Here is a 16,221-nt window from a genome sequence, read left to right as displayed (position 1 = left end):
CTGAGCCATGATCAAACTCTTCAATTAAATATATCGAAATATGAATCGTCGTTGTGACACTCTTAACGAGTGCCCACACAGATTGTCTTGTCTAATTTTTTAAAGAACATTCACTTGAAGCCGTTGCTTCTTAGTGACTCACCCTGTTCGAGTGAGGTGCGCATTTTACATCGTTTGTTTTCGATGTCAACCATGTTTTTAAACTTTTTATTTGTTTTAAAACTTGGTTTTGCACTTGTTGCTGAGTTGGCTTTGTTTTTCTCGAAGCCCCCTCAGAACGTGGAGCGCATTATAGATACCTCTTGTGAAAGATCAACACTTAAATTGGATTTTTTTGCTTTTTAAGCCACTTTTGGTGTTAACCGCTCATTTCTGCATCATTTCTAGCGACTCAATCCATCTTTAGACTAGTTTTTTCACATTTTATTGTTCAATTTGTTACAAATGAGTAAACTATATACAGCCTCCAACACCATAATAAACAATAGAAAGGTAGGTATATGAAAGTAGGCTTTATTCAATGCGCTGTTATTAGCGCTATTTTTGCAATTGCAGGTTACTTGTTATTTTCTTCTGCTAGTTTAAACGTCCATGTTCCACTGACCGTCTCAGCAGCTCTGCTGATCAGCGGTATCGTTACTCCTTGGCTAGCGTCTCTTATTCAAAGTCCATCTTCCTCAGATGCCAGAGCACATTCTAATGACGGATCAGTAGAAACTTTATATGTGGGTAATTTGCCTTATAGAGCAAACGAGAACGCAGTAAAGGAATACTTCAGTAGCTTTATTGAAGTACAGTCGGTTCGCTTAATGAAGGATCGTAAAACTGGAAAAAGAAAAGGATACGGTTTTATCGAAGTTGTAACTGACGACTTAAACAGCGTTATCGATAAAACTAACGACTCAATCTTCCAGGAGCGAACCCTAAAAGTTCGCCCTGCAAAGGACAAAGTCGAACACGCATAATTTTGTGAGTACGGTTTATAGGCTATAAAAAAGCCCGGTTAGCTTTCGCTACCGGGCTTTTATATTAGTAAATAGTTAGTTATTCACTTGTCTCAGCAGATTGAGGAAGTCCATTAAGTAACGTTTGATTAAAAGCGTGAAACCTATTTATAGCAGATACAAGATCTGGCACCTGCACGTCTTTGATCTCATTAATCAACCCACCTATTAAGGTATTATAGTCTTCGTTACTTTCTAACGTACTTTCGGCATTAGCAAAAGTATCCATCATCTTTTCTAGATATTGCGCTATAGGGCTAACCACATTTCCAAACTTCGAATTATCGCTTTTGTCTTCATTGTAATGTTGGATGTTCTCATACGTCTTTAGCACTTCGGTCTGTGTTGTTCTATTTAACTGTAACGCGTAGCCAACTAACTCTTTATCGTCAAAGCCTAAACTTAACGCTTCTTCAAATGCTTTGTCGATGTCACCACTGTAAAAGGTGTCGGCGAGATCCTGAACTTGACCAACCAAATCAGCTATCGACTCTAACTCATCTTCATCAAGCTCGCCTTTTAATGAAAAGCTAATACCGCTTCGCTCATAGTATTGGTACGAAGTTTGTTGTTGGTATGACGCTGAAAAATTGTTTTCACCTTGCTCGCCACTACCGCCTGATTGCTCCTGAGATGCCTGTGCTTGGAAATTAAGTTGTTGAGATGCTTGGAACGAGCGAAGACTCTCAAAACTAAAACTCACTTCGTCGCCATCTTTAGTTCGAATCAGCAAGCTTCCGCTTTTCTCATCAGATGCAGCTACCGCGTTTAAGGACGAAAGCGTTACAGCGTTCGGCTGCTGGCGACCAAATATGTCAGTTTCCAGATCGTTTATTCCTGTATCGATGAGAGCGCGGCTTTTTGTCATTCCTTGCTCAATCTCTTCATTCATAAAACCAGCGAGGTCTTTTTCAGCCATAGCGAATCCACGGCTTACGCCTTCTCTCGCTTGGCTAAATAAGCCATTAAGCTTTTCTTCGCTGGCACCACCGTTTGCCGCACCTCTAATAACGCCACCTACGAACTTAAGTACGTTTCTGGCAACTTTTTCAAAGTCGAACAAACTGTTCGACTTATCTTCAATGCTTTTCTCTTTGGCTTCTTGTGGCTTTTGGCCATCTATAACTAACGCTTGGTTAAGGCTGCTACTTACCACACGTAAGCCGATGCTAGTTTGGCTACTGGAAACAGATACTGATGCCGCTTGTTGTTTAGAAAACTCAGCCGCTTGCTGCAATCCGTCTTGCTGTAACTGCTTTTTCAACATTTCGTTCGGGTGAACTGATGCCTTTTGATCTGCTTTTTGATCGACCTTCTGGTCGCCCATAAAAGCCTTAATTTGACCCACGTTCATAATTTGATCCTCACTATCCTCAATCTTATTATCGGCAAAGAATCAGTATTGTTTAATTTTAATACAGCTTTTTTTACTGGGTCGTTCCTAATAATAATGCAGAAGTAGATAGCGCTTGTTGCAGTTATTTTATAAGGGACTACAATTCGCGACCTCAACATTGAATGGAGAATTTTATGACCGCGACCGAACAACAACGCTATCAAGCTCAGTTGGACGAAAAAGTAGAACGTCTTACTGCGTTACTTTCTCCGTTCAATGCGCCTGACTTGTCCGTATTCCCATCGCAACCAACGCACTACCGTATGCGCGCCGAATTTAGAGTATGGCATGAGGGCGATGATTTATTTCACATCATGTTCAACCAGGAAACAAAAGAAAAGTATCGCGTAGATAGCTTCCCTCCAGCTTGTAAAGCAATAAACCATGCTATGGCTTTGTTGCTTGAAGAAGTAAGACCAAATGAGGCGCTAAGAAAGAAGCTTTTTCAAATCGATTATCTTTCTGCACTATCTGGCGAGCTTGTCATCAGCCTTTTATACCATCGTCAACTAGATGAGAAGTGGCAAGAGGCTGCAAAAGAATTAAAGGCGAAACTCGAGGCTCACTTTCCGAAAGTAAACATCATCGGCCGTGCGAGAAAACAAAAGCTTATTATCGACAACGATTTTGTTATTGAGCGCTTACCCGTTAATGGCAAAGAATTCATATTTAAGCATATCGAAAATAGCTTCACTCAGCCCAATGCCGAAGTGAACTGTAGCATGATTGAATGGGCACTAGATTGCGTAAAGCCGCTCTCTGGCGATTTACTGGAGATGTATTGCGGTGCAGGTAACTTCTCACTGCCGCTAGCGCTTCACTTCGATAATGTTGTGGGGACCGAAATAGCCAAGCCCTCTGTACAAGCTGCGCAGTTTAATATTGAACAAAATCAGCTTAATAATGTGAAGATCGTAAGACTCGCCGCTGAAGAATTCACTCAGGCTATGAAAGGTGAACGTACGTTTAGTCGCTTAGAAGGCATTGATCTAAGTACATATAATTTCACAACTGTATTGGTTGACCCACCAAGAGCTGGGTTAGATGAAGACTCGCTTAGAATGATTCAGGATTACGATAATATCGTGTATATCTCGTGTAACCCTGAAACGCTGGCGCAAAATCTTGAGCTTTTAAGTGAAACTCACGACGTTGCTCAATCGGCACTATTCGATCAATTCCCGTTTACTCATCACATTGAGGCGGGCGTTTTACTTACACGCAAAAGCTAGTTTTGGTACAAATTGACAAGGCCTTTGGAGTCACAAAGGCCTATGAAGACGTATTAAAATAAGGTGGCTTTGATTAGAGCAAACGATGTGGACTTAAAAGGCCAATCGCCACTAATTCAATTATACGCTTTTTTGCGTTGCACCTACTTGAACGAAGCGAAGCTGTGCTTTCACTCTCTCACCAATTTCGCGGCGAAGCTTATCATCAGCTTCTAGTGCTTCAGCACCTGCACTGAATACGAGCCTAACCATAGCATCAGCTTGAAGCTGCGCGCATGCGTATTCTACGCCCTGCTGTTCAATAATGTAGTCGGTCAACTCGTCGATGAAGTGTTGAATCTCTCTAAATACTGCCAACCGATAAGCCGACGACGTACCAGTATGCTCGCGTAGTAATAAACGAAATACGTTTGTATTTGCCGCAATAAATTCCATGAAGGTTTCAACAGAAGTATGTATTACGCCGCCTCCAGAGGCTATCCGCCGCCTTGCCTGACGCATAAGCTGCCGCAATGCTAAACCGGCTTCATCCACCAGCGTTAAACCCAATTCGTCCATATCTTTAAAGTGTCGGTAAAAAGACGTAGGTGCTATACCTGCCTCTCGGGCAACTTCACGCAAGCTGATTGCCGATAAGCTGCGGTTTTCATCGAGCAAAGAAAACGCAGCATGAATGATATTTTGGCGGGTTTTTAATTTCTGTTCTTGTCGACTCACATTCGCACCATAGGTTGATTAGCTCTGAACGGCTTGATGATTTTTAGCACTTAGGGTTGAAGCCCTTACGTCATCTGTATAGCCATTAACGCAATCAAACTTCGTACATCAAAGACTAGCATGTGTAGTTTATCGCAACACACACCAGTGGGGAAAGAGAAACAGAATCATCTCTTTTATAAACAAGCATTAAGCAGAAAAAGCCACAATTAACGAGCGCTTCAGCGTAGCTTTACTATAATTAAACTTTACACATGTAAGCAGAACTAATCTGGGTTTTGCTTGCCTGAAGCCTCGTAAAACGATAAATTAGCGAACAGTTGTAAGCCAAGTTGTATAAAATGAAAAAACCTCCTCTTATCCTTACTAATGTGCTGGTATTTATTATATCTGGCGCAATTGCGTTTATTGGTGTGCCGCTATGGGTGGCGTATCAAGGCATCGATTGGGCAGAAATCGGTGCGGCTATATTCCTATTTTACTTTACCGGTATGTCTATAACTGCCGGCTACCACCGCTTATGGTCGCATAAAACTTACGACGCCAATGTGGTTGTTCGTGTGATCCTTGCGATTGGTGGCGCTATGGCGCTGCAAAATAGTATTTTGCACTGGTCGTCAGATCATCGCGTTCATCATCGTCATGTTGATGATAACGACAAAGACCCCTACTCTGCCAAGAAAGGGCTATGGTTTGCGCATATCGGCTGGATGTTGCGTGAGTATCAGGCCAAACGTTACGATGACTACAGTAACTGTAAAGATCTTCAAAAAGATAAAGTGGTGATGTGGCAGCATAACTACTATTTGCCCATCGTGCTGGCGGCCAACTTTGGTATCACAGGTCTTCTGGGCTATTTAAATGGTGACGTATTAGGCATGATCTTGGTAGCCGGTGTACTTCGCCTGGTGCTAGTGCATCACGTAACCTTCTTTATCAATTCTCTTGCTCATTTTTGGGGTAGCCAGCCTTACACCGATAAGAACACAGCACGAGATAACGGTATTCTTGCGTTTTTTACCTTTGGTGAAGGTTATCACAATTACCATCACATCTTTGAGTACGACTATCGTAATGGCATTCGCTGGTATCAGTTTGATCCTACAAAATGGCTTATTAAGGGATTATCACTGGTAGGACTGACATCCAACCTTCGCAAAGTGCCAGAAGAGCGCATCGAGAAAGCGTTAGCAGCAATGCAGCTGCAAAGAGCAAGTGAAAAAGTATCGCTACTGCCTAATGCTGAAGAAATGATGCATACCATTCAAGAAGAATACGACTTGTTAATGCAGCGCATGAGTGAATACTACGCCACGAAAAAACGTGTTATGCGCGTTAAACAACGCACCCTAAAGCGCAGTATCGAAGGGCTTGAGCTTGCATACAAGTACAAAGAGCTGAAACACGCATTTGCTGTACAGAAAGAGAAATGGACACAGTTACATAGTTTGTCATTGCAAATGGCGTAAATTAACGCCCTCTTTTATACGTTTGAACGCTAAGAACCACATAAGTGTCTGCTTATGTGGTTTTTTTTTATTCTATAGTTGGATAAGGTCGTTATACTAAAACCAGAATCATTCATTTTGTATTGCGGCTAATCTAGTGGTGACATCGCATTACAAAAGTAACAACATGGGAAAGTAAGATGGCAACGAAGCAAAAAACCAAAGCCCCGTCGTATCATTACGACGCTATCGTTATTGGCACAGGTCCTGGTGGTGAAGGCGTTGCAATGCAGCTTGCCAAAGCCGGAAAAAAAGTGGCGGTTGTTGAGCGCTACGAGGCAGTGGGAGGGGGTTGTACCCATTGGGGAACCATTCCATCGAAAGCGCTTCGTCACTCAGTAAGTCGTCTTATTGAATATAACTCTTCTCCCTTGTTTGCCGACAACCACTTAAGTAAGAGTCTTACGTTTTCTGACATCATGCGCCATGCTAGCGGTGTGGTAAAAAGCCAAACTCGACTTCGCTCTTCTTTCTACGACAGAAATCGTGTGACGCTATTTCACGGCGAAGCCAGTTTCGTAGATGCGCATACGTTAGAGATAACCCGTAAAGATGGCTCTAAAGATACTGTCACTGCAGGCCAAATTGCTATTGCCACAGGGTCGCGTCCTTATTGTCCTAAAGACATCGACTTTAATCACCCGCGTATTTATAACTCAGACACTATCCTATCTTTAGATCACGATCCCAAATCAATAATTATCTATGGCGCTGGGGTCATTGGCTCTGAATATGCCAGTATTTTCAGAGGACTAGGCGTAAAAGTTGACCTCGTTAACATGCGCGATCGCTTACTGTCATTTCTTGATGACGAGATATCAGACGCACTCAGTTATCACCTGTGGAACAATGGCGTACTCATCCGGCACAATGAAGCCTATTCTTCGGTTGAAGCTACCGATGACTCGGTTATTTTAAACTTAGAGTCGGGCAAGCGTATGCGCGCAGATTGTCTCTTGTTTGCTAACGGAAGAACGGGTAATACAGATACACTTAGACTCGAGAATATTGGTTTAAAAGCCGATGGCAGAGGCCAACTCAAGGTTAATGAAAATTATCAAACTGACGTAGACAATGTATTTGCAGTCGGCGATGTCATTGGCTATCCAAGTTTAGCATCTGCGGCTTATAACCAAGGTCGCTTTGCCGCTGAAGCTATGCTTGGCATAAAAACACATTCGGCATTGGTAGAAGATATTCCGTCAGGCATATACACAATCCCAGAAATAAGTTCTGTTGGTAAAACAGAGCAAGAGCTTACTGCAGCGAAAGTGCCTTATGAAGTGGGAAGAGCTCAGTTCAAACATTTGGCCAGAGCCCAAATCGCGTCAACGCAGACAGGAAGTCTGAAAATCTTGTTTCATCGCGAAACTAAAGAAATCTTGGGCATTCATTGTTTCGGTGAACGTGCCTCCGAGATTGTTCACATCGGCCAAGCGATCATGCAGCAAAAGGGCGAAGGCAATACCATAGATTACTTCGTTAACACTACGTTTAACTATCCAACCATGGCAGAAGCTTATCGAGTTGCTGCTATTAATGGACTTAATAGAATTTTCTAACGGACACAAAAAAGCCGGCGAGATTGTCGCCGGCTTAATATGCGTTAACTAAGAATTTAGTTACGGTTCGCAGCAAGCGCGTTAAGCGAATCTTTATGTGCTACGATGTCGATGTGCATATTTTCTTGATCGAACGTCATTGTTGCAATGGCGTAGTCACCCTGACTATCGCTTGCAATGTCGATCAACTTTGCTTGTGCATCACGGAAACGAATGTTATTGCCGATTTTGTCAGACATACATTGGTTATTCATTTCGAATGTTTTCGCATCCATGCAATCGAAAAGCTGGTTATCACCAGATTCCGCATGCGCAATACCAAAGGCCGCTGATAGAGCTAGGGTTAGTACTACTTTACGCATGTTTCTTCTCCTGTGTTACAGTCTACTACTGTCACTATTAAACATACTGTATATACATAAGATAGTCAAACTGAGATCATAGTTTTGTGACAAAAGTATGACAAAGAGAAATATTTGGAGAAAAATGTGAAAGGCCACGATGCACTGGTGGTTAAAGCGAGAAATTGTAGACTGTGTGCCCCTCACCTACCGCATCAACCCAACCCCATATTTAGCACTGCACCTTCAACTAAAGTGCTTATTATTGGGCAAGCACCGGGGTTGAAAGCTCATGAACGCAACATTGCGTTTGATGATCCCAGCGGAGATCGGTTACGCGATTGGTTGTCTGTCTCGAGGGAGACCTTTTATAACCCACGCTTAATTTCGGTGCTGCCAATGGGCTTCTGCTTTCCAGGTTATAAAAATGGAGCAGATGCCCCGCCAAGAAAAGAATGTGCTCCCGCTTGGCATAATGACTTTCTTCTTCATTTAAAACCTGAAGTAACGCTTTACGTGGGACGTTACTCGCAACAGTATTATTTACCGCAACACAAAACGTTAACTGAAGCTGTACGCAGTCCGACTGAAACACATTTCGTACTGCCCCACCCGTCAGGAAGAAACAACAGGTGGCTAGCTAAAAACCCTTGGTTTGAATTAGATATCCTTCCCAAGTTGCGAGACACTGTCGAATCTGTATTAAAAGTTTAGTCGTGCTCTTCAAGAAACGCTAAAAGCGCATCGAACGGCATAGGCTTCGCGTACAAGTAGCCCTGTGCTTCGTCACATCCAAGCTTTATCATGTAACTCGCCTGCTCTCTTTTTTCTACGCCTTCGGCGATAGTCAATAAGCCTAGCTTGTTACCCAAAGTCACAATGGTCTCAGCAAGCACTGCGCTTGCACCCGGTTTAATGTCTTTGACAAAAGAACGATCGACCTTCAATCGATCTAACGGAAGCTGCTGTAGATAACTCATGGAGGAAAAGCCTGTTCCAAAGTCATCAATGGCTATTTTCACCCCAAATTCTTTTAACGAACGCAATGCATCTATTACAATTTGCGGCTCATCCATCACCACGCTTTCTGTTATTTCTAGCTCTAACAGGCTTGGGTCGCAGTTGGCGTTAGATAGTGCCTGCTTAACTTTTTCTACAAATAACCTGTCACGGAACTGCGGAATAGAGATGTTAACGGCAACTCTTAGATGGCCGTAGCCTTTTTCTTTCAATTCCTGAAGACGACGGCATGATTCTTCTAATACCCATTCACCGATATCAACGATAAGGCCTGAATACTCAGCAAGTGGCACAAATACGGCGGGAGAAATATATCCCCCTTCACCATTGGGCCAGCGTAGTAAGCCTTCCATGCCAACAACTTTTTCATTCAGTAAGTCCACTTGCGGCTGAAACCACAGCTCCAGCTTTCTTGCTGCAAAGTCACTTCGGAGTTGGCGAATCATATCTAGGCGCCAAGTCGTCTGATCTTCAATATCTTTGGCGTAATATTCGAAGTTATCTGTCAGATTTTTCTTAGCACGGTTTAACGCAATATTCGTGCGCTTTAAAATCTCAATGCCGATGTGGCGTTTATTGTCTAACTTGCACAAACCAAGTGTTATATTCACCGGAAGGGTGTGATCACCTACCTGAAATGAAGATTGGAAAATGTTGTTAATGGACTTGGGGCATACCAAATCGTCAGGACCAATAAGACCAAATACATCAGCACCTATGCGGCCTTTTTTAACTATGCTATCGAAAGAAGATTGAAAGCGATCGCTTATAGCTCGCAACAATTCGTTGCCGACTTCTTGCCCTAAACCATCATTTATATCGGAAAAGTGATTTACGTCGATAAGAGCTACGCTATAGTTTTCTCCGGCAAACAAATGAGGTTTATCGAGCATATTGATAAACTCATTGCGGTTTGGCAGACGGGTTAACCAGTCTCTGAACGCCGCATTTCTTAATTCATGGAAAAGATTAACGTTTTCGTATCCCACTGAAATACTGGATAGAAAAACCTCAAGCAAGTGCTTGTCTAGCTCACTAATCTCGTGGGTTTGTCGAACAAATACGGCAGCTTCAAAACCAGCGCGGCTGATATACAGCACAGAGCAACTAGGCTCAAAAATGTGCTTTTTAAGACGTAGGCACCGACTAATATTTTCTTCAATTTCAAGGTTTTTAAGCGTGAACACAGGCTGGTTTATAAATTTCGCATACTCCCCCGCAGCGCCAAGCACGTAAACCTCTTCGTCCTCTCGGTCTAGCAAAGAACCCGCTCTTGCGCACAATAAACCTTCGGAATCTAAACCAATAAGCGAACTAATCTGAGTAACTACACCTTCGCAAAACTCTTTCACCGAATGTTCTTCAAACAAGTTCGCTGAAGAGGTGATTATTTTCTCTAAACCAGCACGGCTTTGACTAATCGTTACAATTTGCTGATAAGAGCGTAGTGAGGAAATGATAGTAGTTAGTAATTTGGCGCGAGTAAGTTCTGTTTTGGTTTTGTAGTCATTGATATCGTAAACTTTAATGACTTGCTCTTCAGGCGCGTAGCCGGGCTGGCCCGTACGTAAGATAATTCGAGGTTCAACTAACTTCATGTCTTCGCGGATGTATTTAACAACATCAAAACCCGCGTCATCAGTCTCCATAACGACATCAAGTAAAATTATGGCAATGCTGTTGCCATATTCGTGCAGCATTTCTTTGGCTTGTTTTGCTGAATAAGCGTGGATGAAGTTTAATTTGCGATCGTTTACGATGAGATCAGATAGCGCGAGACGCGTTACGGTGTGAATCTCTTCATCGTCATCGACAATAAGAATGTTCCAGTCTTTGCCCAATAAGGTTTGCTCTTCAACTGAACCATCATCATCTAAAAAAATTAATTCGTCGTTATCGTAATCCATTGCCGACATTACCGCTCATTTCCTCGATACAAACAAAACAAGAATGCGCTACTCATTGTATTAAGGCAACGATTACATTGATAAATGGGTTACGCAATGCAATAGTGCTCTCATGTTACATGCCATTTTACATTCGATCATTTAAGCATTTATGAAGATTACATCCCAGCACTTTTCCCCTGAGGTAAAAAAACCACAGGAAACGGAAGAGAAGACTGTAAAGGTGACAGCCGAATCGCCTGCGGCTGAAAAAGCGGCCAGCAACGCAGTGAAAACCGATGCTAGTCGCCAACGCATGCTTTCCTGGTTTGCCAGAGTGGGTATAAGCCCCTCTATGATGTCCCCTGATCCTAAAAAGCAAAAGCATGCACTAGAAAGAAGAAAACAAATATTAGAAACCCAAAAAGCGAGCAATCTTCAAGCTGTATTAAATATAGCATTAAATGTGACGATCAACGAACAAACTAGTGATAATCTTGATCCCGACTGGTTTTTCGCATTTAGTACCATGGCTGAGGAAATTTACAGCCCGCCCATGCAGGAATTATGGGGAAAGATTTTTGCCGTTGAGGTGGCTCGCCCGGGCAGTTTTTCCCTTCGTACATTGCAGCTATTAAAGACGCTAACTCATAGGGATGCACAAGTATTCAATAAGGCTGTGAATGTTGCGAGTAGAAGAAATAACGATGCGGTCCCGCGTATTCTTGTGGGGTATCACAAACGCAAAGGCTTGCTTTCACTATTGAGACGCCCTGTTCCTGAGCAAATTAACTTAGCCAACGTAGGGTTGAGTTACCCTGATCTGTTGTCTTTGCAAGAGATGAAGTTGATTTATACCAGCGAAATTGAAAGCGCCGAATACGATGAAGGTCAGCAAGTAACCTGGCGATGCGTAAATGAAAATATTTCATTAACCAGTAAAACGTCGGGGGTTGCTTTGGTGTATTACAAGTTCACTTCGGTCGGCAGTGAGCTGTATAAATTAGTGACTAAGTCGCCTAATGAAGTGTATTTAACCAGCATTAAGTCGGTGTTAGGCGAGGTATTTAACGTAAGTTAAATACCGTCACCAAACTCGTGCAATCCACACTCACGTTTCAAACCAAAGAAGCGCGTGTCTTGCTCACTCATTCCTTCTTGGAGCGACTGCGTGGTATGCCAATCACCGATGGATACATACCCTTGCTCCCAAAGCGGATGATAAGACAAGTCGTTATCTTTCAGGTAGTAATGTAAGTCTTTGTTGCTCCAATCAATGATCGGGTAAAGTTTAAACTGCTGCCCTACTTTTTGTAGAACTGGAAGCTTTCCCCTGGTATCTGATTGGCTTCTACGCAAACCTGCAAACCACGTACCTGCTTTCAGGTCACGTAAGGCGCGCTGCATTGGCTCAACTTTGTTCATCTTATTGTATTTCTCAATACCTTCGATGCCTTGTTCCCAAAGTCTGCCAAAGCGCGCTTCCTGCCACGCAGAAGACATCTCTGCGCTGTACACATGCAAATTTAAATTGAGCTTTTCTACAAGTTCATCAATAAACTTATATGTCTCAGGAAAAAGATAGCCTGTGTCGGTAAGCACAACAGGAATATCCGGTTGTGCTTGGGTAAGCATATGCAGCATAACCGCCGATTGTGCTCCAAAGCTTGAAGACACAATATGAGTATCAGGCAAGTTGTCCAGCGCCCAAGCTACTCGCTCCTGCGCTGTCATTTTCTCTAACGTTTCATTGATATCAGCAAGGGCTTCCTTACTGATATCAAGCGTTAGTGGTTGCTGCTTAATCGCTGTATTATTCGTCATAGAAATCCCGTGCGGAGTCTACTACTGGTTTTACAACACCAGCGCGAACAACGTAATCACCAAAGGCTTCACCCGCTTCACGATCTTTGGCCCACTGGCCAAACAGTGAATCTAGTTCTGCCATGATTTCCTGTTCGCTTATGTTTTCTCGATACATACGTGGAATACGTGTACCTTCTCGGTTTCCACCCAAATGCAAATTGTATTTGCCTGGGCCCTTACCTACTAAACCAACCTCAGACAACATCGCGCGACCACAGCCATTCGGGCAGCCTGTTACACGGAAGATTACGCTGTCTTCTTCCAATCCGTGTTTGGCAAGCAAACCTTCTAGCTCCGTAACGGCATCCGGCAAGTAGCGCTCAGCTTCTGCCATGGCTAACGGACAGGTTGGCAATGCAACACAGGCCATTGAGTCAAGTCGCTGGTTAGAAATCGATGGCGCTATTAAGCCATGTTCGCGGGCTAATGCTTCAATTTTGTCTTTGTCTTGCGGCGCTACACCGGCAATAATCAAATTCTGGTTTGCCGTTAAGCGGAAATCACCTTTGTGGATCTTCGCAATTTCGGCACAGCCTGTTTTTAGCGTTTTACCTGGGTAATCTAAAATACGGCCATTCTCAATAAATACGGTCAGGTGATATTTGCCGTCAATACCTTCAACCCAGCCAAAGCGATCGCCACGTCCCGTAAATTCATACGCACGGCTGTCTTGGAAAGTCACGCCTGCGCGTTTTTCAACTTCAGCCTTAAAGTTGTCTACCCCAACACGCTCTAACGTATATTTGGTTTTCGCGTTCTTACGATTAACACGGTTCCCCCAATCACGCTGAGTTGTTACAACCGCTGCGGCAACGTCTAGCGTGTTTTCAAGCGGAATAAATCCGAAATCAGACGCTTTTCGTGGATACGTACTCTTGTCGCCATGGGTCATCGCAAGACCACCACCGACAAGCACGTTGAAGCCAATTAATTGACCGTTCTCTGCAATCGCAACAAAGTTAAGATCGTTTGCGTGAACATCTACATCGTTTTGCGGAGGAATCACCACCGTCGTTTTAAATTTACGCGGTAAATAGTTATCACCCAAAATAGGCTCTACAGGTTTTTCAGTCGTTTCAACTTTTTCACCGTCTAACCAAATTTCAGCATACGCGCGGGTTTTAGGTAGTAAGTGTTCACTTATCTTCTTCGCCCATTCAAATGCCTGAAGGTGAAGCTCAGATTCAACCGGATTTGACGTACATAGTACGTTTCGGTTTACATCGCCTGCCGTAGCAATAGAGTCGATGCCTACCTTGTTTAGCATTTGGTGCATGGACTTAATCTTAGGCTTTAACACACCGTGAAACTGGAAAGTTTGACGGGTTGTTAAACGAATGCTGCCGTACATGGTGTGATCGGCTGCAAACTTATCAATCGCTAACCATTGGTCAGGCGTAATAACACCACCAGGTAAACGGGCACGCAACATCACATTGTGAAGCGGCTCAAGTTTCTGCTTTGCACGCTCAGCGCGAATATCACGATCGTCTTGTTGGTACATACCGTGAAAGCGAATAAGCTGGAAGTTATCAGCGGTGAAACCACCAGTAAGATCATCTTTAAGATCGGTAGTGATGGTGCCGCGCAAATTATTACTTTCACGCTTTAAACGCTCGTTGTCAGCCAGTTTGCCCTCAACGATAAATGGTGATTTTTCGTTACTCATTAATAGACATCCTTCTGATAACGTTTCGCTTTACGTAACTCTACAACATAGGCTTTTGCATCGGCTTCAGATTTACCGCCGTGCTCTTGCACAATACTAATTAGGGCGTTCTCTACATCTTTCGCCATGTGCATTGCATCGCCACACACATAGAAGTGTGCGCCCTGCTCTAGCCATTCATACACCTCTTTACCGTTTTCTAGTAAACGGTGCTGAACATATACTTTTTCTTCTTGGTCACGAGAAAATGCCAGCGTAATTTTGTCTAGCAGGCCTTCTTTAACGTAGCCTTGCCATTCCACTTGATATAGAAAATCTTGCGTGAAATGTGGGTTGCCAAAGAACAACCAGTTTTTGCCTTCAGCACCTTGTACGTCACGCTCTTGCATGAACGATCTAAACGGTGCAATACCCGTACCCGGACCGACCATGATCACTGGCGTATTTGGATCAGCGGGCAAACGGAAGTTATCGTTACTTTCTACGAACACTTCTACGTCGCCATTTTCTTCTAGATATTCACACAAAAAGCCAGATGCGCCGCCTTGATGACGATGTCCAAACGCTTCATAGTCAACGTGAGCTACGGTTAAATGTACTTCTTCTTCCACTTCGGCTTGGCTTGATGCTATCGAGTACAAGCGAGGCGTTAGCGGTCGCAAAGCATCTACAAGCTGTTGTTCAGACAACTTACCCGGATGGTCGCGCACAATATCAATAATTTGACGTTCGGCCATGTAGGTACGCAGCTGCGCTTTATCTTCCATCAATGTAGCCAATGATTCAGAGCCTGTCGCCTCTTGATATGACTTAATGAAATTAGGGTAACTTAAAGTTAATTCAAGCTTCGACGTTAATGCTTCGGTGAGTGACATGGTCGCGTCAGCCACAGACACTTCTGTATTGCCGTTTAGTGACAAGATACTAATAAGCTCTGACACTAGAGATGCTGCATTTTTAAACCATACACCAAGCGCATCACCTGGCTTATAGGTAATTCCGCTATCTTCAAGGCTTATTTCAATATGGCGTATATCTTTAACAGAATCACGACCTGTGATTTTTTGTGCGTCAATTAAGGTCGCTTTAAACGGCGCTTTCTTGGTGTAAGTTTGCGCTGCTACACCCTGCACTGCCGCGCCAGTTTGCGCCGCTACCGCTGCTTGCGGAGCTGCACTAAAATCGTCTTTTAGCGAGTCGATGAGCTTGCTCAGCCATGCTTCGGCTTCCGCTTCATAATCAACGTCGCAGTCCAGACGCTCTACAATAGCTTTACCGCCAAGCTTACCTAAGCGTTCATCAAAGTCTTTACCCGTTTGGCAGAAAAACTCGTAACTACTGTCTCCTAAACCCAAAACTGCGTATTTGGTATCAGCAAGCTTCGGGGCTTTTTTGCCAGCCAAGAATTCATGTAGCTCAATAGCATCGTCTGGTGCATCACCTTCACCATGGGTACTAACAAATACCGCAACGTGAGTTTCTGCTTTCAAGTTACGTGGCTTGTAATCTGCCATGCTAACCAGCTTGCTATTAAAGCCCGCTTCTTCTGCTTTCGCTTGACACTGCGCTGCAACACCTTTTGCATTACCGGTTTGTGAACCGTACAAAATAGTAAGCGTTGGCGCGTCACCCGCTACTGCAGGAGTGCCTTGCATCATTGGTGCAACCGAACCACCTTGTGCAGCAGCCATGCCCGCAGCATAACCACTTACCCAAGTAAGTTGATCACGATTTAAGCCTGCAATGGCTTGCGTTATTGCATTCCACTGCTGTTCGTTTAATACCGCGCCTGGCGCTGAGTTCGAATTAGAATCTTGTGACATAGTCTTTTAGCCTTTTATCAATGGCGCTAAGGCTAACGGCTTTCTTCAAGAAGAGAAAAGAATAAATGAAACTTTTTTATTACTGAAAGTGCTAATGACTGTGCGAATAGGTAATAACACAATTGAATTTGGGCGAGAAGCAACAAAAAAGGGCGAGGCTGCAATCGCAGCCTCGCCCTTTAAAATCCGTATTTGAG

The 16,221-nt window shown here is 43.6% G+C and carries 13 protein-coding genes; 6 read left to right on the top strand and 7 right to left on the bottom strand.

The window, feature by feature from the left end; genetic code table 11:
* Nucleotides 1-500 precede the first annotated feature (500 nt).
* Entirely contained in the window at nucleotides 501-965 is a 465-nt protein-coding gene (locus BZA03_RS18680; RefSeq protein ID WP_014950707.1) for an RNA-binding protein, read from the top strand.
* A 79-nt stretch (nucleotides 966-1,044) separates the two neighbouring features.
* Here BZA03_RS18680 and BZA03_RS18675 read toward each other — a convergent pair whose 3' ends face one another.
* Nucleotides 1,045-2,358 (bottom strand): DUF5610 domain-containing protein, encoded by a 1,314-nt coding sequence (locus tag BZA03_RS18675; protein WP_110289559.1) that lies wholly within the window; start codon nucleotides 2,356-2,358, stop codon nucleotides 1,045-1,047.
* 176 nt (nucleotides 2,359-2,534) lie between these two features.
* On the opposite strand from BZA03_RS18675, the gene trmA reads away from it, so the two are divergent.
* A complete protein-coding gene (trmA, locus tag BZA03_RS18670) occupies nucleotides 2,535-3,632 on the top strand; it encodes a tRNA (uridine(54)-C5)-methyltransferase TrmA (protein WP_110289558.1) in 1,098 nt (365 codons plus the stop codon).
* Nucleotides 3,633-3,752: 120 nt separating this feature from the next.
* Here the strand turns inward: trmA and fabR are convergent, their stop codons facing one another.
* A complete protein-coding gene (gene fabR / locus BZA03_RS18665; RefSeq protein WP_014977408.1) occupies nucleotides 3,753-4,349 on the bottom strand; it encodes an HTH-type transcriptional repressor FabR in 597 nt (198 codons plus the stop codon).
* Between the two features lie 341 nt (nucleotides 4,350-4,690).
* Between fabR and BZA03_RS18660 the strand changes: the two genes are divergently transcribed.
* Nucleotides 4,691-5,818: a fatty acid desaturase gene (locus BZA03_RS18660; RefSeq protein ID WP_014950711.1), complete on the top strand. Its 1,128-nt coding sequence runs from the start codon at nucleotides 4,691-4,693 to the stop codon at nucleotides 5,816-5,818.
* 179 nt (nucleotides 5,819-5,997) lie between these two features.
* Nucleotides 5,998-7,419, top strand: a complete 1,422-nt coding sequence (sthA, locus tag BZA03_RS18655) for a Si-specific NAD(P)(+) transhydrogenase (protein ID WP_110289557.1) — start codon at nucleotides 5,998-6,000, stop codon at nucleotides 7,417-7,419.
* Nucleotides 7,420-7,475: 56 nt separating this feature from the next.
* On the opposite strand, the gene BZA03_RS18650 is transcribed toward sthA, so the two are convergent.
* Nucleotides 7,476-7,781 carry a hypothetical protein gene (locus BZA03_RS18650; protein ID WP_014950713.1) on the bottom strand — a complete coding sequence of 102 codons (306 nt, stop codon included), beginning with the start codon at nucleotides 7,779-7,781 and terminating at the stop codon, nucleotides 7,476-7,478.
* A 114-nt stretch (nucleotides 7,782-7,895) separates the two neighbouring features.
* Between BZA03_RS18650 and BZA03_RS18645 the strand changes: the two genes are divergently transcribed.
* Nucleotides 7,896-8,474, top strand: a complete 579-nt coding sequence (locus BZA03_RS18645) for a uracil-DNA glycosylase family protein (protein ID WP_110289556.1) — start codon at nucleotides 7,896-7,898, stop codon at nucleotides 8,472-8,474.
* Here BZA03_RS18645 and BZA03_RS18640 read toward each other — a convergent pair.
* A complete protein-coding gene (locus BZA03_RS18640) occupies nucleotides 8,471-10,696 on the bottom strand; it encodes an EAL domain-containing protein (protein ID WP_014950715.1) in 2,226 nt (741 codons plus the stop codon). The genes BZA03_RS18645 and BZA03_RS18640 overlap by 4 nt on opposite strands.
* A 214-nt stretch (nucleotides 10,697-10,910) precedes the next feature.
* Between BZA03_RS18640 and BZA03_RS18635 the strand changes: the two genes are divergently transcribed.
* The gene (locus BZA03_RS18635) at nucleotides 10,911-11,747 is read left to right on the top strand and encodes a TIGR03899 family protein (protein ID WP_083606004.1); all 837 of its coding nucleotides are present in this window, start codon (nucleotides 10,911-10,913) and stop codon (nucleotides 11,745-11,747) included.
* Here the strand turns inward: BZA03_RS18635 and BZA03_RS18630 are convergent.
* Genes BZA03_RS18630 through BZA03_RS18620 form a run of 3 tightly spaced genes read right to left on the bottom strand, consistent with a single transcriptional unit; the run spans nucleotide 11,744 to nucleotide 16,024 of the window.
* Nucleotides 11,744-12,490 carry a phosphoadenylyl-sulfate reductase gene (locus BZA03_RS18630; RefSeq protein WP_014950717.1) on the bottom strand — a complete coding sequence of 249 codons (747 nt, stop codon included), beginning with the start codon at nucleotides 12,488-12,490 and terminating at the stop codon, nucleotides 11,744-11,746. The two genes, BZA03_RS18635 and BZA03_RS18630, sit on opposite strands and share 4 nt — an antisense overlap.
* Entirely contained in the window at nucleotides 12,480-14,201 is a 1,722-nt protein-coding gene (gene cysI / locus BZA03_RS18625) for an assimilatory sulfite reductase (NADPH) hemoprotein subunit (RefSeq protein WP_101565871.1), read from the bottom strand. The genes BZA03_RS18630 and cysI overlap by 11 nt, the downstream gene beginning before the upstream one ends.
* Complete coding sequence (locus tag BZA03_RS18620; protein WP_014950719.1) at nucleotides 14,201-16,024, bottom strand: assimilatory sulfite reductase (NADPH) flavoprotein subunit; 1,824 nt, start codon at nucleotides 16,022-16,024, stop codon at nucleotides 14,201-14,203. Before BZA03_RS18620 ends, cysI begins: the two co-directional genes overlap by 1 nt.
* Nucleotides 16,025-16,221 lie beyond the last annotated feature (197 nt).

Origin of the sequence: Alteromonas sp. I10 (assembly GCF_003201515.1) — a bacterium.
GTDB classification, from domain to species: Bacteria; Pseudomonadota; Gammaproteobacteria; order Enterobacterales; family Alteromonadaceae; genus Alteromonas; species Alteromonas macleodii.
Note: the sequence above shows the minus strand (reverse complement) of the source record. Positions and strands in the feature narration are given on the sequence as shown.

Coding starts and splice junctions, on each gene's coding strand:
- BZA03_RS18640 (WP_014950715.1), bottom strand. CDS start 10,696: ATGTCGGCAATGGATTACGATAACGACGAATTAATTTTTTTAGATGAT.
- BZA03_RS18675 (WP_110289559.1), bottom strand. CDS start 2,358: ATGAACGTGGGTCAAATTAAGGCTTTTATGGGCGACCAGAAGGTCGAT.
- BZA03_RS18680 (WP_014950707.1), top strand. CDS start 501: ATGAAAGTAGGCTTTATTCAATGCGCTGTTATTAGCGCTATTTTTGCA.
- BZA03_RS18620 (WP_014950719.1), bottom strand. CDS start 16,024: ATGTCACAAGATTCTAATTCGAACTCAGCGCCAGGCGCGGTATTAAAC.
- trmA (WP_110289558.1), top strand. CDS start 2,535: ATGACCGCGACCGAACAACAACGCTATCAAGCTCAGTTGGACGAAAAA.
- sthA (WP_110289557.1), top strand. CDS start 5,998: ATGGCAACGAAGCAAAAAACCAAAGCCCCGTCGTATCATTACGACGCT.
- BZA03_RS18650 (WP_014950713.1), bottom strand. CDS start 7,781: ATGCGTAAAGTAGTACTAACCCTAGCTCTATCAGCGGCCTTTGGTATT.
- BZA03_RS18630 (WP_014950717.1), bottom strand. CDS start 12,490: ATGACGAATAATACAGCGATTAAGCAGCAACCACTAACGCTTGATATC.
- cysI (WP_101565871.1), bottom strand. CDS start 14,201: ATGAGTAACGAAAAATCACCATTTATCGTTGAGGGCAAACTGGCTGAC.
- BZA03_RS18660 (WP_014950711.1), top strand. CDS start 4,691: ATGAAAAAACCTCCTCTTATCCTTACTAATGTGCTGGTATTTATTATA.